Source organism: Pelatocladus sp. (genome assembly GCF_059505505.1).
In genome coordinates, this window is the sequence record NZ_JCACKS010000101.1 from 110,336 (window position 1) to 129,714 (window position 19,379).

The following is a 19,379-nucleotide window of genomic DNA, read 5'->3' on the forward strand; positions in this document are numbered from 1 at the left end:
ATCACCTTTCCCCAATCACCTTTCCCCAATCACCTTTCCCCAATCACCTTTCCCCAATCACCTTTCCCCTTTTCCATGAAAATAGCGTTACCAGTTAGTCAAAAGTCCTTAATACAGTGGGTAAGCCAAGCAACAGGAATCAGTTCTTTGGGCGTGAAAGTCCGGTTGCGGGGAAATGACTTACACATTCTTTGTGAAAGTCCAGAATGTCCTCAACGTTGGCGTACTCTTTTGGATTTGCTGCACGCACTCCAACATACAGACTTGGATGCTCTAACTAAAAATGACCAACCCTCAATATACCAAGTTTTCGTCTACGGTCGGAAGAAGGGGGAAAACCAACCGCAGTGGTGTCATCAGGTTTTCTTAAATCAGTTGGATCGACACTTAAAAGAGGTAGAACAAGCCTTAATTGCAGATACGAAAAAATCCAATCGCACGGGTGAGGCGCTAATTCTTTCTAATGAAAGTTTGGCACGTCAAGGCAACCCAGAGGCGATCGCTCGCTATTTGAGCGAAACTCTCAGTAGTTTTGGGATTGGGGTAGAAGTCAAAGCTAGAAAGCAACAAGTTACTCTCGAAAATCCCATCAATCAAAACCGATTACTGATTTACTGTCAGTCTAGCTATACTCCCGATCCTTCATTAATTGCGGAACCAGTAGCTCAGAAGTTACGTAGTCTCAAACTATCTGGTTATCAAGATGCTGTGATCGCCACACAAGTTGATGGTGAAATAGATTTTGACTGGATGCTGCGAGTAGATTTGACGCCTCCAGAAATCATGTTGAAAGAATGGGCGCGTTGGGGAGATGTCCAGGCGATCGCCTGGATTTTAAATGAAAAGCTGTCTGATCTGACAATCAAAGTCACAGCAAATCTCAAAGAATCGACGCTACATCTATTTTGCAGTCCTGCTAACTCCAAGGCAACTAACCAAATTCCAGATAAATCTCAGTGCTTAGATGCAATTCTGACTCAACTTCAAGCCCTTGCGCCCCAAGGAATTCTCGCCGCTACAGTTTATGGACACAAAACAACTGATCACGAACCCGCTTGGATTGATTGGCAATCTTTACCTGCAACAGAACACCCAGATTTAGCAGTATCCGGGTTAGAATTAGCTTCAGCTGGCGATGAACCTGCTATTATTTTTTTACTTGAGCGTTTGCTCAACCCTGACTTAGATATTCGCCTCAAAACAGGTGGAACTCGTGTCCTGTTGTTACGTAAAGGCGATTTATTACACATTATGTGCGAAGCACTTGTGTGTCCATCACGTAAACGAGTAGCAAATAAGGTTACTGATTTTGTTAAGCAGTTAAATATAGTAGGAATTGCAGGTGTACGAGTATATGGCCGTCGATCTGGTAACAAGGAACCTTTCTGGAACTACGGCGTCGATTTTACAAATCGTGAACGCTTAGTACCAGAGGCTACTCCAGAATTTGCTGCTACTGCTGCTTATGTTGGTGAGCTTTTAACAAGTGAGGCTAACGAGTCTTTGCTACGTCCCGATTTAACCAGCCAAGATATACAAAGTCTTTTTGCAGAAGTGTCTCAAGACTGGGGTGCAAGAATTAAAAGGTGGCTTTTAGCAACACAGCTATTTGCTGAAAAAGAACAATCGCAAGAGCAACAAGCAGAAGACAATGGCTGGCGAGTAGCTTTAGTTTGGGGTTTGCTTGGGTTTTTGCTAACTCTCCAATCAGACTGGGTTTTAGGTTACATCACTTCTCGTTTAATTCTCGAAACACCAAAAATTGCTAGTACTCCACCCAAGTTATCTTCTGCTGAAGATGAAACTCAGAAGTTGCAAAGAACAGTCTTTTTTACTAGTACATCGTCTGCTTCTGGAAATGAAGTATTTAACGCTTCTGGATTCACTCAACAAGAACATGAATCTATTACTAGGGGAAAAGCAACTGCAACTGCTATTTTATTGGCAGCGCGATCGCAAATGCCAAGTTTCAACGTTCGCCAATTAGATGAACAACTAGCACTCTACAAACAGCGTGTTGCTAAAAATGGTAAACCACCAGATGTATTGATTATTGGTTCCTCTCGTGCTTTAAGGGGAGTAGATCCCACCACACTTTCTAAAACTTTGGCAACTCAGGGTTACTCAAATATCGATGTGTTTAATTTTGGGATTAATGGAGCGACAGCTCAAGTTGTAGATTTTACCCTGCGTCGAGTGCTAAAAGGATCAGAACTGCCAAAAATGATCATTTGGGCTGATGGTGCGCGTGCTTTTAATAATGGTAGAGAGGATCTTACCTTTAATGCGATCGCAGCATCCCCCGGTTATCAACAAGTATTGCAAAAAGCCTCAGCAAACAAAGATTCAAACAATTCACCAATGACTCCTGGATCTGTCAAACCGGAGCAAAGCTTTAAAACCACAACTCATACAGATAATAATTATCAAGCATTAGATGAATTGTTAAACCAAGCTCTAGCAAATATTTCTACAACCTATCACCAGCGTGGTCAACTCAAGAGTTTATTGAATAAAACACTGAAGTCTTTATCCTTAGTGAAAGATAATTCTGCAATTCATTCAAAAACATCAACAGAACCAGAACAGGATGCTTTTGAGCAAGCTGTTGATTTTGATGGATTTTTATCAGTACCTATCCGTTTTGACCCAGCTATATACTATCAAAAACACCCCAAAGTCAGTGGGAGCTATGACAATGACTATAAATCTTTCCAATTAGTGGGTGAGCAAGACGCCGCACTACAAGAAATATTGAAATTTTGTGCATCAAAAAAAATTATAATAGTGTTTGTTAATATGCCTTTGAGTGCAGAATATCTTGATTCAGTACGCAAAAATTATGAACAAGAATTTCAGCAATACATGTTACATTTAGCTGAAAATTCCAATTTAATTTATCGGGATTTGAGTTTAATCTGGCCTGAAGCCAATGAAAATTTTTCTGACCCCAGCCATCTGAATCTTTATGGTGCAGAAAAAGTCTCCAGAAAACTTGCGATTGATCCCATGATTCCTTGGCCGACAAAATAGTTTATTTGGTTAATGGTTAGTGGTTAGTGGTTGCATTGGAGATTAAATGAACTTTATATCAATTTTATACGCAATATTTCTACTAAGTGTGCTTTTGATTTATTGGTTATTAGCACAACAGAAATTAAGGATATGGGTGCTATTGATTGCGAGTCTTGCTTTTTATGCATCTTTGCAAATTCAATATATCCCGCTTTTACTAGCACTAACTTATTGTAATTTCCGTATAGGAATAGCACTAGATCCGTATAATTCATCTAATCCCAATTCTTCCAATGTTCAAGAGTTTAATGAAGAGTTGCAGTTGTCTCAGGCTGATTGGAATAGTCAACGTTTAAAACTATTAGTATTGGGTATAAGTATAAATATTTTATTACTTTTGGGTTTTAAATATATTCCACCTTTATATAATTTTATTTATCATCCTGCCACAAGTTTAAGAATTGAATCTTTGAAATTCATTGCACCTTTAGGAATTTCATTTTTCACATTTGAGTGTATTTCCTATTTAGTTGATGTTTACCGTGGAGCGCCTGCTAGTAAAGAATTTATTCAATTTGCATCATACAAATTATTCTTTGCAAAATTAATTTCTGGCCCTATTACTCGCTTCCATCACGTCGCCCATCAATTTCATCAATTACACTTTCCTTCCAGCAATATTCTGACAGAAGGTGTTTGGTTAATTGCTCAAGGAACATTCAAAAAAGCTATTCTGGCTGATCATTTGGGAATTTATGTAGATTTATGTTTCGGTAATTTGCAACGGGCTGGTAGTAATGATTTATGGTTAGCAATATTTGCCTACGGTTTTCAGTTGTATTTAGATTTTAGTGGTTATGTAGATATTGCCCGTGGGACTGCTTTACTATTTGGTTTGGTTATACCAGAAAATTTTGACTTTCCCTATTTCAGCACTAGTATTGCTGATTTTTGGCGGCGCTGGCACATAACACTGGGAGATTGGTTACGTAATTATATTTATTTTCCTTTAGGTGGTTCTCGTCGGAGTTTAAATCGCACCTGCTTAAATTTAATGATTGTAATGTTAATTGCAGGTATTTGGCATGGTGCAGCATTAGGCTTTGTAATTTGGGGTGCATTTCATGGATTAGCTTTAGTTATACACAGACTCACTGATACCCTTAGCGATCACTTTGAATATTTGGAACATTTTTGGCACAATCCTTTGGGTACGCTGATAGCTTGGCTATTCACACAATTTATGGTTTTTACTTCTTGGATTTGGTTTCGCCTACCAAATCTCCAAGATTCTTCTTTTGTCTTTAAACACCTTTGGGGTTATCCTGCTGATACTCAATTTACTCAAAAAGTCTATGTAGAAGCCCTCAATATTAGTCAGTATCAATTAGCAATAATTTTGGGCGTGATTGCTAGCTGTATGACAGTAGTTTATTTCTTCAATCGTCAATTAAAATTACAGTTCAATTGGCCTGTCAAACTCTTGTTCGTGCTTCCTTGTTTCTACGCTGTCTGGATACTTGCTCCAGAAGGAAGTTTGCCATATATTTACTTTGATTTTTAATATCAAATTTCTATTTGATTTTTGAAAAACCCAGTACACTTTACTATTGCTTTTTACCCGTTAGAGTTATTTGTTGAACTTTAAGTTTACATAAATACATGAATTTAATAAACTAAATATTACGCAGTGTAAAGATATAAAAATTAACAAAAATGAGTGTATAAACGCTTGTAATAAATAAATTTTTGTGTAAAGTTTATTAATACAGGCAACGTTAATGTTTGTCTGAATACATTCTTCCAAAAATTCATTCATCGCACTTATAAGAGCAAATGACTACAACATTACAAAGACGCACAAGCGGCAACGCGTGGGAGCGTTTCTGTGAGTGGGTAACAAGCACCGAAAACCGCCTTTATGTAGGTTGGTTTGGTGTGTTGATGATCCCAACTCTGTTGGCTGCAACCACCTGCTTTATCATCGCTTTCATCGCTGCACCTCCAGTAGACATCGATGGTATCCGTGAGCCTGTAGCAGGTTCCTTAATTTACGGCAACAACATCATCTCTGGTGCAGTAGTACCTTCTTCTAATGCGATCGGTTTGCACTTCTACCCCATCTGGGAAGCAGCTTCCTTAGATGAGTGGTTGTACAACGGTGGTCCTTACCAATTGGTAATTTTCCACTTCCTCATCGGTGTATTCTGCTACATGGGACGTGAGTGGGAACTTTCCTACCGCTTAGGAATGCGTCCTTGGATCGCAGTAGCATACTCTGCACCAGTAGCAGCAGCAAGCGCAGTATTCTTGATTTACCCCTTGGGTCAAGGTTCCTTCTCTGATGGTATGCCCTTGGGTATCTCTGGTACATTCAACTTCATGTTGGTATTCCAAGCAGAACACAACATCTTAATGCACCCCTTCCACCAATTAGGTGTAGCAGGTGTATTCGGTGGAAGTTTATTCAGTGCAATGCACGGTTCTCTGGTTACATCTTCCTTGGTTCGTGAAACAACCGAAACCGAATCTCAGAACTACGGTTACAAATTCGGTCAAGAAGAAGAAACCTACAACATCGTTGCAGCACACGGTTACTTCGGTCGCTTGATCTTCCAATACGCTTCCTTCAACAACTCTCGTAGCTTGCACTTCTTCTTAGCTGCTTGGCCTGTAGTGGGAATCTGGTTCACCGCACTGGGAATCAGCACCATGGCGTTCAACCTGAATGGTTTCAACTTCAACCAATCAGTGATTGACTCACAAGGTCGCGTCATCAATACTTGGGCAGACATCATCAACCGCGCTAACTTGGGTATGGAAGTCATGCACGAGCGCAACGCTCACAACTTCCCTCTCGACTTGGCTGCTGCTGAATCTGCGACCGTTGCAATCAGCGCTCCTGCGATCAACGGTTAATCATTAAATAACTGAGGTGTGGTAAATCGGGCCTCTACGAAAATAAAAAAGCGCTTACTTAAAGTAGGCGCTTTTTTATGTTTGAATTAAGTTTCGTAGTAAGCAATGCGCGTGCTTAAAAAAAGGACTGTAAGCGCAGCATTCCCGCAGGCTAGTCCTTACTACAAGCTTGATTGACAGGTAATAGGCTTCAAAAGCGTCAGAGTTAATCAAGTGATTATTGATATTTTATTCAAAATATCTGTCTATGAAAATCTATTTTTAATTAACAGAATTAACAGAAATAACTATAGACTTTTTGCAAAATCTATTTTCTTATATTTATCTACCGCTACCGCGATCGTCATTTTCAAACTTCATAAGATGCCCTCGAATTATCTGTTAATTCCTTCTACAAAAAGCAGTCAGATTAACAGGAGTAGTTGAGCATCATTTGGCATTTTGGCAGAAGTCAGTAGCAAGCGGAGGATTAAACCTTTGTATTGCTAAGGGATTGGGAGTATGGGAAATTCCTGTGATGGCTAACTTAGGGAACTCCAAAAAATAAATTATTCAACTCCTTCCCCCGTTTCCCCCGTTGTTCCTAGGGTGTTGACTTTGATGGAATTTCCTCATTTTTTGTTCATGTAATTTTTGTGTCCCTGCGATCGCAAAAGCTATGTTACATAGGCTTTTGCCCAAATAAATACCACATATTTTGCATAAATTTTGACCCTCTAAAAAGGTACAAAGTCAACACCCTTAGCTAGACAGTAGTTTCTCACCTTTGAGCATCCGCGATGCTGCTTCTAATAAGGCTTCTTCCAGATAAGGTTTGGTGAAATAACCACTTGCTCCCAAGCTAATAGCCATTTGTCGATGCTTGTCTGCACCCCGTGAGGTGAGCATAGCTATGGGTAAATGATTAAGATTTGAGTCTTTTTGAATGCGAGAAAGTAATTCTAGACCATCGCAGCGAGGCATTTCAATGTCACAGAACACGAGATCGCAAGGTAAACCGGAACGCAATTTATCCCAGGCTTCTTGTCCATCACGTGCTTGTTCTACCCGATAACCCGCTTTGTTAAAGGTTAAAGAAAGCAACTCTCTAACTGTAATTGAGTCATCGACAATCAGCACTGTTGGATCAATTTTAGTTACAGACGTATCTGGCTGATTTTGAGTTGATTTTTGACTCAAAATACCAACTGTGCTTTGTTTAGAAGCCCGTCCCTGGAAGATATCAATAATTTCTAGTACATCAGCGATCGGCATAATTCGACCATCACCTAAGACAGTAGCACCAGCTACGCCAACTGGTTTGGGGGCGGGTCCTTCAAATTGCTTAATCACAATTTCTTGTTCACTCAGCACTTGGTCAACCTGTAAGGCAACTAGTGTATTTGCCGATCGCACTACAACCACGGAAATCATATCATCGTCTCGGTTCCCGCCGTAGACGTTACCTCGACTAAGTAGCCGATTGAAAGTTAAAAGTTCTTTTAAAGGTTTGAATGGCAGCATTCTATCCCGCCAAGGAATGAGTTTTTCACCTGCGCCGCCCGCTTGGATATTTTTTACAGGTACGTCTAGGGTATCTTCTACGCCATCCATCGGAAAAGCTATTCTAGCTTTATCAGAAACACAGAAAAGCGCTTTGCAAATACTGAGTGTTAATGGTAAACGAATCGTAAAGCTGGTACCTTTGCCAATAGCAGAATCAACAGAAACTCCCCCTCGGATTTCACTTATTTTTGTATAAACTACGTCTAAACCGACACCACGACCTGCTAAGTCATCAGCTTGGTCTTTGGTACTAAAACCTGGTCGGAACAGTAGATCATAAACCTCTATCGGGGGCATAGTTTTGGCTTGGGTGGGAGTAATCAAACCAACTTTGATTGCTTTTGCTTTTACCGCATCCGAGTTAATTCCAGCACCGTCATCACTGACAGAAATTATGGTTTGATTACCTTGATGGAAAGCACAAACAGTAATGGTTCCCACAGGAGATTTTCCTTGAGAGCGTCTTTGTTCTGGCGTTTCGATACCGTGAGCGATCGCATTGTTAAGCAAATGTGTCAGTGGTGTTTTGAGATGTTCCAAAATCATTTTGTCAATCAAGGTATCTCGACCTTGAATCACCAACTCTACTTGCTTGCCATACTTAATAGAGTTGTCGCGCACACCTCGCGGTAATAAATCGGTAGCCTGGGAAAAAGGCTCCATTCGCGCTCTTGTCAGTCCTTCTTGCAGTTGGCCTGTAACTTGTCGGAATTGTCGTGCTACACGTTCGCTTTCTTCGGTGACAAAATCAATGTCACTTGCAGACTCACGCACCCGCACGATCAGTTCAATCATTTCTTGGGACAAAGTATGGAAGGGTGTGAAGCGATCCATTTCCAGTTCACTAAAACCCCTATCTGTATCTGATGTGCCGAAATTGCTATTTTTGCGACTAGCTAACAAAGATGCTTCTAGTAGCGATCGCTCATACAATTCCTGCATTCTTGTTCCCACATCCGAGAGATACTGTACCTGATGCAGTAGGTTATCTAATGACTGGCGTAAACGTTCCTGATCCTGCTCTAGAGTATTACGGTTGACTACCAACTCCCCAACTAAATTACTCAAATCATCCAGATGTTTAACAGGTACTTTCATTAATTGCTCAAATCTGGAAGTAGTATTCCAACCAGAGTTACGTCCACCTGTTAAATTGACTGTACTAAGTGTTCCCGCTCCCCCTACCATCCCTTCTAATTCTTTAAATTCATTCTCAATTTCTGGGGATAAAATCGGGTTGCTTGCATCTTTTTTAGAAAATCGTGGCGTAGATTGCTCTGCTACTACCGCATCTTCATTTTCCTCCAAAGTCAGAATTTCTTCTAAGGCAGCAAATTCAAGATCTGGAATTGCGGAAGTATAAGCCTTTAGTGGTGCTTCTTCGTTGAGTAATTCACCTAACTCTGTAAATGCATTTTCTGCAAAAGCATCACTTTCTAGTTCTGTTTCTACAATTTCTGAGGTTTCCTCAATCAAATTCGCAATTTTTATCTCATTCTCGTAGCTTGAATCTTGTAAATTTAATTCAGTATCTGTTATTTCCAATTGGAAATTATGTTGTTCATATTCCGGCTGTAATTCTTCTTTTTGCAAATTTGACAGTAATATATTTTCACTCCAATCTAGGTTAAAATATTCTGCTATTACCTCTTGATTCCCAGCAATTAGTTTATCTAGAAAATCAATTTCTGAATCTGCCTGTGTTTGAGATGCAATCATATCTGCAAAATTTATATCTGCTACATCTGTTGTAAATAATGCATCATCATCAGAGTTAGGTTGAAAAGCAAAAGGATTATTTTTACTATCAACTTGCAACTCATGAGAGTCTGGTACTGGCAAATCATTAAATAAAACTTCTAGAGTTTCGTTGCTATTTTCTTCTATTCTGAGCGCATCTAACCAGTTAAGTTCTTGTTCAGTGATTGGTTGATGTAAATCGAAAGCTTGTATTTCTGTGGAAAAATGAGTAAATTCGGGAGTGAATTCTAGAGCTTCTGGTTGTTGTGAAATATTACGAAGATTTCGAGGAGACAATGCTTCATCAACAGGAGATGTAATTGTAGAGTCATGTCCTGTTAATTCAGCAAAGAAATCATCGTTAGTATCCGTAGAGAGGATTAAGTCTTGGGGAAAACTTAAATCTAAATCTTCTAACTCAAAATCTTTAACTGACTCTGATTTTTGCTGTTGGCGATCGCTAAAAATATCATCATCAGCAGCAGCAGCAAACAAAATTTCTTCTAATGCTTTAGCAGCATCTTCTTCCGCAGAAAATTCTAATTCTCCTAGTCCCGATATTTCTGTCTGTGTCGATGAAACTAAATCATCTGTAGTAGATGAAAACTCTGTGTTTGTGACACTAAGCTGATCAAATAAATCATCATATTCTGATCCATTAATGCCAATAGTCGGACTATGATCTTGCTGTTCTTCATCAAACAGACTATCTATCGTCGAATTTTCTTCTATTAACTGAGTAATTTCCTGTATTGAAGTTGGATTCTCAGATTCTGCAAATAAATCATCAGAATTACTTTGTAATTGCTGATATGTTTTTATTTCATCTGTCTCGTTCTTAGATTGTAATTGTTGAGATTTTATCTTTTCATTTATTGGAGATTTTAATGACGAGTCTAAACTCTCTTCTTCTAAAAACTCATCACCAAAAAGTTGTACAAGAGTTAACTCTTCTTTAAAATTAATTATTTGTCTATCTGGAATACCGATATTGCCTTCTACAGACAATAACTCTGCTAAATCGTTGATAGTATCTCTTGGATCGCTGATCTCAACCTCAATTTGATTCTTTGTGCTATCTTGTTCACTAATTTCTTCTTCAATATCCCATGTTTCGTTAAAGTCAGAGGTGTCACTTTCAAATAATTGAGCAAGAGTATTTAACTCTGCTAATCCGACTTCTGGGCCGTTAATTTCTAAATTTTGAAGCTCTAAATCTTCGTTTTCATCATCTAGATGAAATTGATTAGAGACTCCAGATAAACTAATAATAGTGTTTTCTAATTCTAATTCCTGGGATTGATATTGATTTATCAGGTCAGCAACATTATCTGTATGTCCATGAAGTTGCTCAGATAAATCTGAAAGGTTGGTGATTCTATCTGCTTGTGCAAATTCTATTAATTCTGTTTGTGTTGTTAATTCAACTAAATTATTTATATTACTATCCAATTGTTCAGATAAATCTAAAAGATTGGTGATTCTATCTGCTTGTGCAAATTCGATTGAATCTGATGGAGTGATTAATTCAGTAATATTATTTATACTTGATGTATTATTATCAGCAGTTGTGTTCTCAACAGGTATAGTGAGTAAAGTTTCCTCTAATGCTGTTGATGGCGCTACTTCTATGTCAGCTTCTTCCTTAGTAACATCATTTGTGATGTCTAATAGTTCTATTTGAGGTGGAAGTAATGCTTCTAGTTGCTGACTAATAGTGATTTCAGCTTCTCTACCTGCAAGAACTAATTCTAGAGCTTGCTTGATCTCTGTAATAACGATTTTTGCTAATGTTAAATAGCTATTTTCTTGATTGGCGATCGCTTGACTAGCGGCTTGACACAAATTGCACCAAGATGCACAATCTAATTGTTTACCAAGTTCGACTAATTGCCTACAGCATTCTTGCAAACTTTGGCGCGTTTCAGGTGTTGCTGGTTGCTTAAATAGCTGCAACATTTCCCGGAGATTTTGCAATACCAGGTTTTGGCGTTGTTGCCAGCGATCTGTATCGGCAAGTGGTAATCCTGTAGCTCCTTGTTTGACCAGCAAATCCAGATGTTCATTTAACCACCCAAACACAGGTTCCGCTTCTGACATGATATGGTCGGCAATTTCTTCTGTCAGACCAAACGGCCCGGTTAAATTCTCTAAGAGTGCTTTGAGGGTATCAGATACACCCAAAAATAAAGATTCAAGCTTTTGATCAACCTTAACAGGACATTCTTTTAAGACTTTAAAACAGTCTTCTAGGCGGTGAGCAGTATGCTGAATACTACTCAGACCAAGCATCGCCGCCCCTCCTTTGATCGAGTGAGCCGCCCGAAAAACTTCATTCAGCATTTCTGGGTCTTTAATAGTACTTTGCAGATTCAGCAACCCCTGCTCAATTGTGGTCAGGTGTTCTTTGGCTTCTTCAATAAAGTAACCGAGAATGCGCTGTTGTTGTTCTGGAAGCATAGTCAAGGTTCAAGGGTTAAGGGTCAATGGTCAAGAGTCAACGGTCAAGGGTCAAGAGTCAATGGCTAAAAACTTTTGGATTATGGACTATGAACTATGGACTATGAACTATGGACTATGAACTAATTATCTCGTTTCTGAGGTTTCTACCCGGAACCTTTCTACGGAGGCGATTAAGTCACCGGAGACGCCTACTAAGTTTTGTAGTGCGCCGGAAACTCGCTGAGCTTCTTGTGATGTTTCTTGGGCTGTGAGTTCGACTGATTGCATCACCTGAGCTACAGCGCGGGAAGTTTCTGTCTGTTCGACAGTGTCGGAAGTAATTGAGCGCACAAGAATATCAATACGATTTGCTACTTGAATAATATTTTCTAGCGATCGCTTGGCTTCTTCTGCTAATTTTGTACCTTGAATTACCTGCTGAGTACCTTCTTCCATCGCTGTCATCACTGAACCTGTTTCACTCTGGATTTGCATGACTATTTGTTCAATTTCTTTGAGAGATTTGGCTGATTTATCAGCTAATTGGCGTACCTCATCCGCAACGATCGCAAAACCACGTCCCGATTCCCCTGCTCTTGCTGCTTCAATACTGGCGTTAAGAGCTAGTAAATTGGTTCTGGAAGCAATTTGAGAAATCAACGCCACAATTTTGGAAATTTCTTGTGATGATTCTGCTAGTCGCTTGACTTTGCGGGTGGTTTCAGCGACGGTTTCGCGAATTTCTAAAATCCCTGCTACGGTATTTTCTACTGCTTCCCCTCCTTTGAGAGCGATCGCACTGGCTTCACGAGCAACTGTTTCTGCTTCCCGTGCTGCTTCTGCTACGCGTTGGATAGAATCAGTCATTACTTGCACGGAATTGAGTGTGACTGCTAACTCTTCAGCTTGGCGTAAAGCATCGCTAGATAAGGCTCTGGCAAATGTTTCCGAGTTAGTTGCACCTTTGGTTACTTCCCGTGCTGCGACTTTCACCTGTTGGACAATATCTCGTAGGTTTTGAATTGTTAAGTTAAAAGCATCAGCAACTGCTCCCAATACGTCAGCTGTCACTTCGGCTTGGACAGTCAAATCTCCCCTCGCGGCTCCTTCTACGTCGTCTAATAGACGAATTACTTGCCGTTGCAAGTTTTCTTTGGCTTCTTCCTGTTCTTGGGCTTTGCGTGTGGCTTCATTATTGGTAATAAAAATTACCCGTATCATTTCATTGAAGCCAGCAGCTAACTTGCCTAACTCATCTTCTGAGTAGACTGTGGCTTGGGCATTGAGATTGCCTTTTTGCACTGCATCAAATTGGTTTTGCAAATCTTTGGTCGTGCGCCGGATTTGCCTGAGAGTGAGATTGCCCATAATACCAGTGATAGCAAAACTTACAATTCCTGCTGCTAATGCCATTGCCCAGCCAGTATTACGTACAGACTCCCGTTGTTGGGGCGGAGAAACTGTCGTAGCAGTGAAACTAACTAAAGCTACAACTACTGCTGAAGTTACACCGACACAGCTAGCAACAATCCATTGCTTTTTGCCTAGTGTGGCATTTTCTAGAGGTGCGAGAATTCCTTGTTCAACGCTGACTTGAGCTTTGATGTTGTTAACGTCTGTTTGAGAAAAGACTGGGACTGCTTCTTGGGAACCGGTGATACTAAACAATTCATCATCGCGATCGCCTTCTGTGGAGTTATCCACATTTTCATTTCCTTGTTCAGTACTCCCAGAATTTTCCACAGGTTGACTGAAACTCTTGCTGTTTGATGTGAGTGAACCAGAATTTAGTTGCGAGTCACCGAAACCATAATTAGTGACAAAATCAAACTCTGCCTGAATATTTCCCAAATCATCAAATTCACCAAAGTCATCTAAAAACTCAATGTTGCTACCTTGAGAAATCTTGCTATTTAGTTGACTGTTGAGCTGTTCTTGTTCATTTTCAGAAAATGATTCGGAACCAAAAGCTGATTCAAAGGCCTCTAAATCAAAACTGTCATCATCAAAGTTGTGATTTTGCTTCGTCTGGGAATTGGAGTTTAGTTGGTTGTCTTCAATAGTCAAATTACTTTTTAAGTATTTACTGCTATATTCCACACGATTAATTTCTGTTGTTTCAATGTCCGTTTCTAGTTTTTTAACCAGTAAAGTTTCATCCTCGGAATAAACTTTTTTCATGTTCTGCAAACTATCATCACTAGTTTTTGGTGAGATTTGCTCCGCAGAATCGTGTTCTTGACTATCAAAATTTGGATTATTTGGACTAGGAGTGAAAGTAATTTTTGCCAACTCTGAACCACTAATATTTGGCTTATTTACCACCAAATTATGATGATCAGTAATTGGATTATTTGTTTCTAAGTAGCTATTAATTTCGGTTTTTTCTGTAGACGATGAAAGGTCATCCTGTAAAAAATCAGGTAATTCTAATTCTGCTTTTTCCCAGATATTCGCTTGTGAAGTTAGCTCTAATTCTTGTTGAGATGAGGTAAATGGATTATCGTTGAGAGTTTCTGAGTAATCTGTTTTTGGAGCAGGTTCACTAATATCGATAGGTGTATGAAATGGATTTTCCGCCAAGGAAAGCTCTTGTATCTCTTCTGCTGTCTTCTCATGATTAGCGATCGCATTCAACTCAAAGCAATTACTATTTAAACCCTCTAAATTTTCTAAATTTTCTAAGTCTTCTAATATTTCTAACTCTTGTTCTGCTGGCTTTTCTTTGTCAAACACAGAAGCATCTTGTGCAGATTGCTGGAATTTGTTATCATCATCAGTGAAATTATCTAATGCCTGTTGATATTGATTGATATGCTCCAGTCCTGTTTCCGCAAAAACAGTTACTTCTGGGTCTTCAGTTAGTTCCAACACTTTTTGATATTCTACTTTTGCCACATCATACTGCTGTAAAACATAGTAGATGTGACCCCGTAACAAATGGGTATTAGGGTCATTTGGTAGATTTTGCACCACCTCGTCGATGAGGATGGCTGCTTGTTGGTAGTCTTGTTGCGCGTAGGCTGTTAAAGCCTGTTGGTATATCTGCGCGTTATCATCTATACTCGCTGCCATTTCTTAATCTCCCTGTTTCATCCTGCCCAACGCGCACTGTGTAAAATTGCCGTTTGATCTAGTAGTCGCAAACACTGTTTGTTTTGAGTATCTAATAACCACTCTCCTCGCAAAAAGGGAATCATTATATCCGGTACATTTGTTGGTGTCAAAAGATGCTGTACATCTAACCAATCCATACCGCCAATTTCTTCTACTGCTAAACCTACAATTGTGTCTTGTTCTTCTATGGCAATCACCGGAATTTCGGCGCGATCCGTATTTAATACTGTTGCTTCCCCTAGAAATTGACCCAAATCAGCCACCCAGATAACTCGACCTCGTAAATTTAGAGTACCCAAAAGTAAAGGAGAAGCATTAGGGATTGGGGTGATTCGATCAGGACTCAGTTCGATGACTTCCCGAATACCAGTTGCTGGTAGTGCAAACTCCTGATGCGAAGGAATAAGAAACCGCAAATGTAACTCACCTTCAGGACTTTCTACTTGTAATTCAGGACGAAAGTGATCTTGTCCATCACCTCCTAAAAAGTCCGGTTTATTAACCATGTTCTGCTGATCCTTATCCTCGCAATAGTTGTTTGACTGTTCCCACCAACTCAGTTGGTTGAAATGGTTTGGCTATGTAGGCGTCTGCACCTTGTTTCATCCCCCAATAACGATCAAATTCTTCCCCTTTGGAAGAACACATCACCACAGGGACATTTTGGGTTTTGGGATCGGACTTTAAGCGGCGACAAACTTCGTAGCCATTCATTCGGGGCATGACAATATCTAATACCACTAAATCAGGAGCAGCTGTTTGAATTGCTTCTAAAGCTTCTACTCCATCACTGGCATGAGTTACTGTTAAGCCACTCGCTTTCAGGAGGTCTGTGATCATCTCCCTTTGTGCGATACTGTCTTCCACGATCAGAACTATACTCATAAACGCCCCTATCTACCTCCTGATGTAGACGTCCCTACTTGGAACATGTCCTGCTTTCCCCGTAAGCATTTACTGTATAAAATAATTTTATTTTTCACTAGATAATGAGGTTCCTTAGGCTGGCTGGTTCTGTGGATATTATTTTTTACTCTATCTTTTACCAGATCAACAAGTGCTATGTTTGTTTTATTACCTTAATATCCACTCTAGTTTAAATATTTCTCCACAAGAATTACTAATTCAGTATCCCCAAATGGTTTGGTTAAATAATCTGTAGCTCCTGCCATTGTGGCTTTGATTCGATCAAAAAATCCTTCTTTGGCAGTGAGCATAATAATAGGTATATTCCGAAACGATTGAGAGTGTCGCAGCATTGCACAAATCTCGTATCCATTCAACTGTGGCATAACAATGTCACAAAAAATTAAATTGGGTTGGAATTGAAAAATAAGACCGAGTGCTTCTAGAGGGTTTGTGATGGCGATCGCTTCATAACCTTGCGTTTTCAAAACAGTCTCTATATTGGTACAGATACTGAGTGCATCATCAATACATAATATGCGTTGCTTGTGGTTTTGTTGTAGAGAAAATGCATTGTCTTGTGGATTTGTCAATAAAAACTCTGTATTTGAATATACTAAGTGTATCCAACCCTGTTGTACATACGGGTATATTGCTTGAGCAACAGTTATAAGATTGCGGTTGAGATGACGAGCTAATTGGCGTAAAGATGTTTTACCATCTGCCCAATGCTGTAGCTTATTAACAGTTACTTCTGGTAGTGACGAGCGTAGCTTTACTACGTCAGTAAGCATGGAAAATTGATCTGGCGACTGAATATGAGGGTAAAATTGCTTCCACTGTTGTACCTGCTTAACGATTTTGGTAAGTAAAGGAGCAATTTCTAGGGTCGTTAATTGTGGTGTCAGTGCAGAACCCACTTCAAAAACAAAACTACCTTGCTGTAAATTCACTAGGTCAAACAGAGTTTCATGCACTAGGCTAGAAATAATATTCCGAGCCTGAGTTGGATTAATAATATTCTGCTCTAATAGTGTCCATAAATAGGCATATTCTGGTGCATTCAATGTTTTTAAGCAAGCTCGTTGTTCATCATCAAACTGTAGCTTGACTTGATAATGACGCAAATAATCGCTCAAGCGAGATAAAGTGCGATCGCCATTGACTGCATAAATAATCTGACCGTTTACAAAAAAGATAAACCAAGACAGATTTTTGTGATCTTGATTTCTCCCAGTTTGGGGATACTTGTGAAAGCTATGAGCTTCTACAAATAATAGTCCAGTACGCTGCCCCAATTCTATTAATTGCAGGATACTGCGGATATCTATTTCATATAAATTTCCCTGCATTTAGTGAAAAGATGCTCCTTTTTTGGGAACTGGGGATTGGGAAGGGGGACAAAACAATTAAAAATTAAAAATTAAAAATTGGGAAGACGGATCAACAAAGACGTGGGGAACACGGAAGATGGGAGTACTCTTAATGACTCTTGACCCTTGAGCAACCACTAACAAATCAAATTTAATATTCTTTAACATACTGAGAACGAGCTAGTGATCACACGGTAGTCATCATAACTCACAACAGTAGAAAATATTGGATAAACAACGAGTTGGTTGTATGAAGATCCAGACATGAACTTTCCTGTCTGTACATATATTTTGCCTGTCTTGTTTACCTAAAAATTGGGTTATACAAGACAGGTTAACGCGATTATCTAATGTATAAGCAAAAACACAATTATTAATTGCATCAAAAGGATTAAAGGAGTGCTTTATTTAGCAGAAGTACAAAAACAAAAAGGTGGTTTACTTGGTGGTGGTAGCAAAACCGAGCTAAAACTTCTGGCTTGTCAACGGACAGACCAAAATTGGAGTGCTGGATCAGAAGAAATTATTACAGCTGAAGAAGCTAGTAAATTAAATGATGGCGCGCTCATACTCGTAGAATTGAATCCTCAGCGTCAAGTGCAGCGAATTCAAGAGGCGGGACGGCCGCTAGTAAATATTTTGCAGAATTTTTCCCGTCAGCTAGAAAAATTTAAGCTGAAGGAAGAAGAAATTGATCAATGGAAAGAGTCACTGACATTTCAAGCGCAGGAACTGAACCGCCGTGAAATAGAAATGGAAATGCGCTTAGAACAACTCCAACAGATGGAAGATGATTTTCAACGCTTAGATACAGAAAAACAGGAAGTAGAAACTTCTCGTACTGAGATCGAAAAATTGCAACAAGAAATTGAGCGTAACCGCCAGGAATTGGAAGGAGCTTGGGAGCATTTACGGGGTGAGCAGCGTCGCTTAGAGGAACATCAAGCACACTTGCAGCAAGAAACTGTGGTGGATGAAGAACAAAGTCGCACCTTAAAAGAGTTGCTTGATCGCCTTTCTAGTAGTGTTGCTCCGACAGAAATAGTGCGGGAAAATCTACATCTAGCATTTGAAATGGTGGAACAACAGCAAGCTCTACTTAATCCCCACTGGGAACAACTAGAACAACAAAAAAAATTAGCTGAGGAACAACAGTCTGAAATTGAGCATTTGTCGCAAATTTTTTTTGAACATCAAAATGAATGGCAGCAAGCTCAAAATTCTCTAGAACAACAAACAGTCCATTTGCAAACAAATACAGCTACTTTTAATAGTAAACAAGAGTATCTTCAGATACTGGAAGAGCAACTGCAATATCAGGAACAGTTATACCAACAAATTTCTGCTTTATCTGCAACTTCTGGCGATGTAATTTTCTCTGGTGAGATTGATATTGAAAGTTTAGAAAAAATGTCTTTAGAAGAACTGCAAAAAATAGTGCAGGACTTACAAGACAAGTTAAATATAGACTCTAGTTTTGTTAACGATCAAGAACAAGAACTGAAATATAAACAAGAAACTATAGAAGAGATACAACAAAAAATAAATCAAGCATCAGTAACTGAACAAAGTCAATTAGAAACTGAATTAGCTGATGAAAAAGACCATTACCAAATGCTGAATGAGACTTTGGTGGGACAACGCCGTCATTTAATTGAACGTCAAGGACTTCTCAAGCAGCACAAAATAATACTTATGCGGCGACAAGGACAAAACCTCACAAATATTCAGGAAAATGAAAAATTAGATTTAAATCCCATACTCGAACAAATCCAAAAACAACGACAACAACAGTCAGAAATACTACAAAATTTAGTAACAGAGATTAAACAGATAAAAGATAGCATTCATCAAATGCAAGAAAACATTGAGCAGCAAACTCAACAACAGGCGATGAAACGTGAGGAACTGCAAACAATGGAGCAGAACTTGCTGTCTTTACGAATGACAACAGCCAAATCCGAAGGTCAGCTAAATTTATATCAACAAGCATTACAACCAATTCAGGATACCTTGGATGGGTTGCGACATAAACTACAAAGCCTTTCTGATTCTTTGGCTGAAGTTCAACAAATTGGTGATTCTCAACTCGACGCCATTACCCAAATACGTCAACTCATCCTCAATTTCATTTCTCAACCAGAATTAGCGGGAACATAGATAGCAGGGACTGGGGGTTAGGGATTAAATATTTAGAAAAACTATTTTTATACTAAAGCGTGTTTTCAAAATCGTTATATCTAAAAAACGAGGTAATAGCTATTTGGATTGATGAACAGAAAAAAATTAAGTAACTAACAGTGGGAATTTAGTCAAAATTAC

Annotated in this window: 9 protein-coding genes; 4 read left to right on the plus strand and 5 right to left on the minus strand. The window is 39.2% G+C overall.

The genetic code is table 11. The features are described from left to right. Positions 1–75 precede the first annotated feature (75 nt). The 3 genes from AC5JMK_RS09525 to psbA all read left to right on the plus strand — a co-directional run bounded on the left by AC5JMK_RS09525 (position 76) and on the right by psbA (position 5,934). Positions 76–3,033, plus strand: a complete 2,958-nt coding sequence (locus AC5JMK_RS09525; protein WP_495909982.1) for a DUF1574 domain-containing protein — start codon at positions 76–78, stop codon at positions 3,031–3,033. 46 nt (positions 3,034–3,079) lie between these two features. Continuing rightward, positions 3,080–4,579, plus strand: coding sequence for an MBOAT family O-acyltransferase (locus AC5JMK_RS09530; protein WP_096674542.1), 1,500 nt, complete (start codon positions 3,080–3,082; stop codon positions 4,577–4,579). Between the two features lie 272 nt (positions 4,580–4,851). After that, positions 4,852–5,934, plus strand: a complete 1,083-nt coding sequence (psbA, locus tag AC5JMK_RS09535) for a photosystem II q(b) protein (protein ID WP_495909954.1) — start codon at positions 4,852–4,854, stop codon at positions 5,932–5,934. 741 nt (positions 5,935–6,675) lie between these two features. Here psbA and AC5JMK_RS09540 read toward each other — a convergent pair. The 5 genes from AC5JMK_RS09540 to AC5JMK_RS09560 form a co-directional block, all read right to left on the minus strand. After that, the gene (locus AC5JMK_RS09540) at positions 6,676–11,679 is read right to left on the minus strand and encodes a response regulator (protein WP_096674538.1); all 5,004 of its coding nucleotides are present in this window, start codon (positions 11,677–11,679) and stop codon (positions 6,676–6,678) included. 126 nt (positions 11,680–11,805) lie between these two features. After that, on the minus strand, positions 11,806–14,736 hold the full coding sequence (locus AC5JMK_RS09545) for a methyl-accepting chemotaxis protein (protein WP_495909955.1): 2,931 nt from the start codon (positions 14,734–14,736) through the stop codon (positions 11,806–11,808). A gap of 17 nt (positions 14,737–14,753) precedes the next feature. Further along, complete coding sequence (locus AC5JMK_RS09550) at positions 14,754–15,284, minus strand: chemotaxis protein CheW (RefSeq protein WP_096674534.1); 531 nt, start codon at positions 15,282–15,284, stop codon at positions 14,754–14,756. Positions 15,285–15,297: 13 nt separating this feature from the next. Next, positions 15,298–15,663 (minus strand): response regulator transcription factor, encoded by a 366-nt coding sequence (locus tag AC5JMK_RS09555; RefSeq protein WP_096674532.1) that lies wholly within the window; start codon positions 15,661–15,663, stop codon positions 15,298–15,300. A gap of 206 nt (positions 15,664–15,869) precedes the next feature. Continuing rightward, entirely contained in the window at positions 15,870–17,036 is a 1,167-nt protein-coding gene (locus AC5JMK_RS09560; protein WP_096674530.1) for a response regulator, read from the minus strand. A gap of 420 nt (positions 17,037–17,456) precedes the next feature. On the opposite strand from AC5JMK_RS09560, the gene hmpF reads away from it, so the two are divergent. Continuing rightward, a complete protein-coding gene (hmpF, locus tag AC5JMK_RS09565; protein WP_495909956.1) occupies positions 17,457–19,217 on the plus strand; it encodes a pilus motility taxis protein HmpF in 1,761 nt (586 codons plus the stop codon). The last annotated feature ends 162 nt before the right edge of the window (positions 19,218–19,379 follow it).

Bases quoted from the DNA above. Each gene is read 5' to 3' on its own strand.
- AC5JMK_RS09550 (WP_096674534.1), bottom strand. From the start codon at position 15,284: ATGGTTAATAAACCGGACTTTTTAGGAGGTGATGGACAAGATCACTTT.
- AC5JMK_RS09545 (WP_495909955.1), bottom strand. From the start codon at position 14,736: ATGGCAGCGAGTATAGATGATAACGCGCAGATATACCAACAGGCTTTA.
- AC5JMK_RS09560 (WP_096674530.1), bottom strand. From the start codon at position 17,036: ATGCAGGGAAATTTATATGAAATAGATATCCGCAGTATCCTGCAATTA.
- AC5JMK_RS09555 (WP_096674532.1), bottom strand. From the start codon at position 15,663: ATGAGTATAGTTCTGATCGTGGAAGACAGTATCGCACAAAGGGAGATG.
- AC5JMK_RS09540 (WP_096674538.1), bottom strand. From the start codon at position 11,679: ATGCTTCCAGAACAACAACAGCGCATTCTCGGTTACTTTATTGAAGAA.
- AC5JMK_RS09530 (WP_096674542.1), top strand. From the start codon at position 3,080: ATGAACTTTATATCAATTTTATACGCAATATTTCTACTAAGTGTGCTT.
- AC5JMK_RS09525 (WP_495909982.1), top strand. From the start codon at position 76: ATGAAAATAGCGTTACCAGTTAGTCAAAAGTCCTTAATACAGTGGGTA.
- psbA (WP_495909954.1), top strand. From the start codon at position 4,852: ATGACTACAACATTACAAAGACGCACAAGCGGCAACGCGTGGGAGCGT.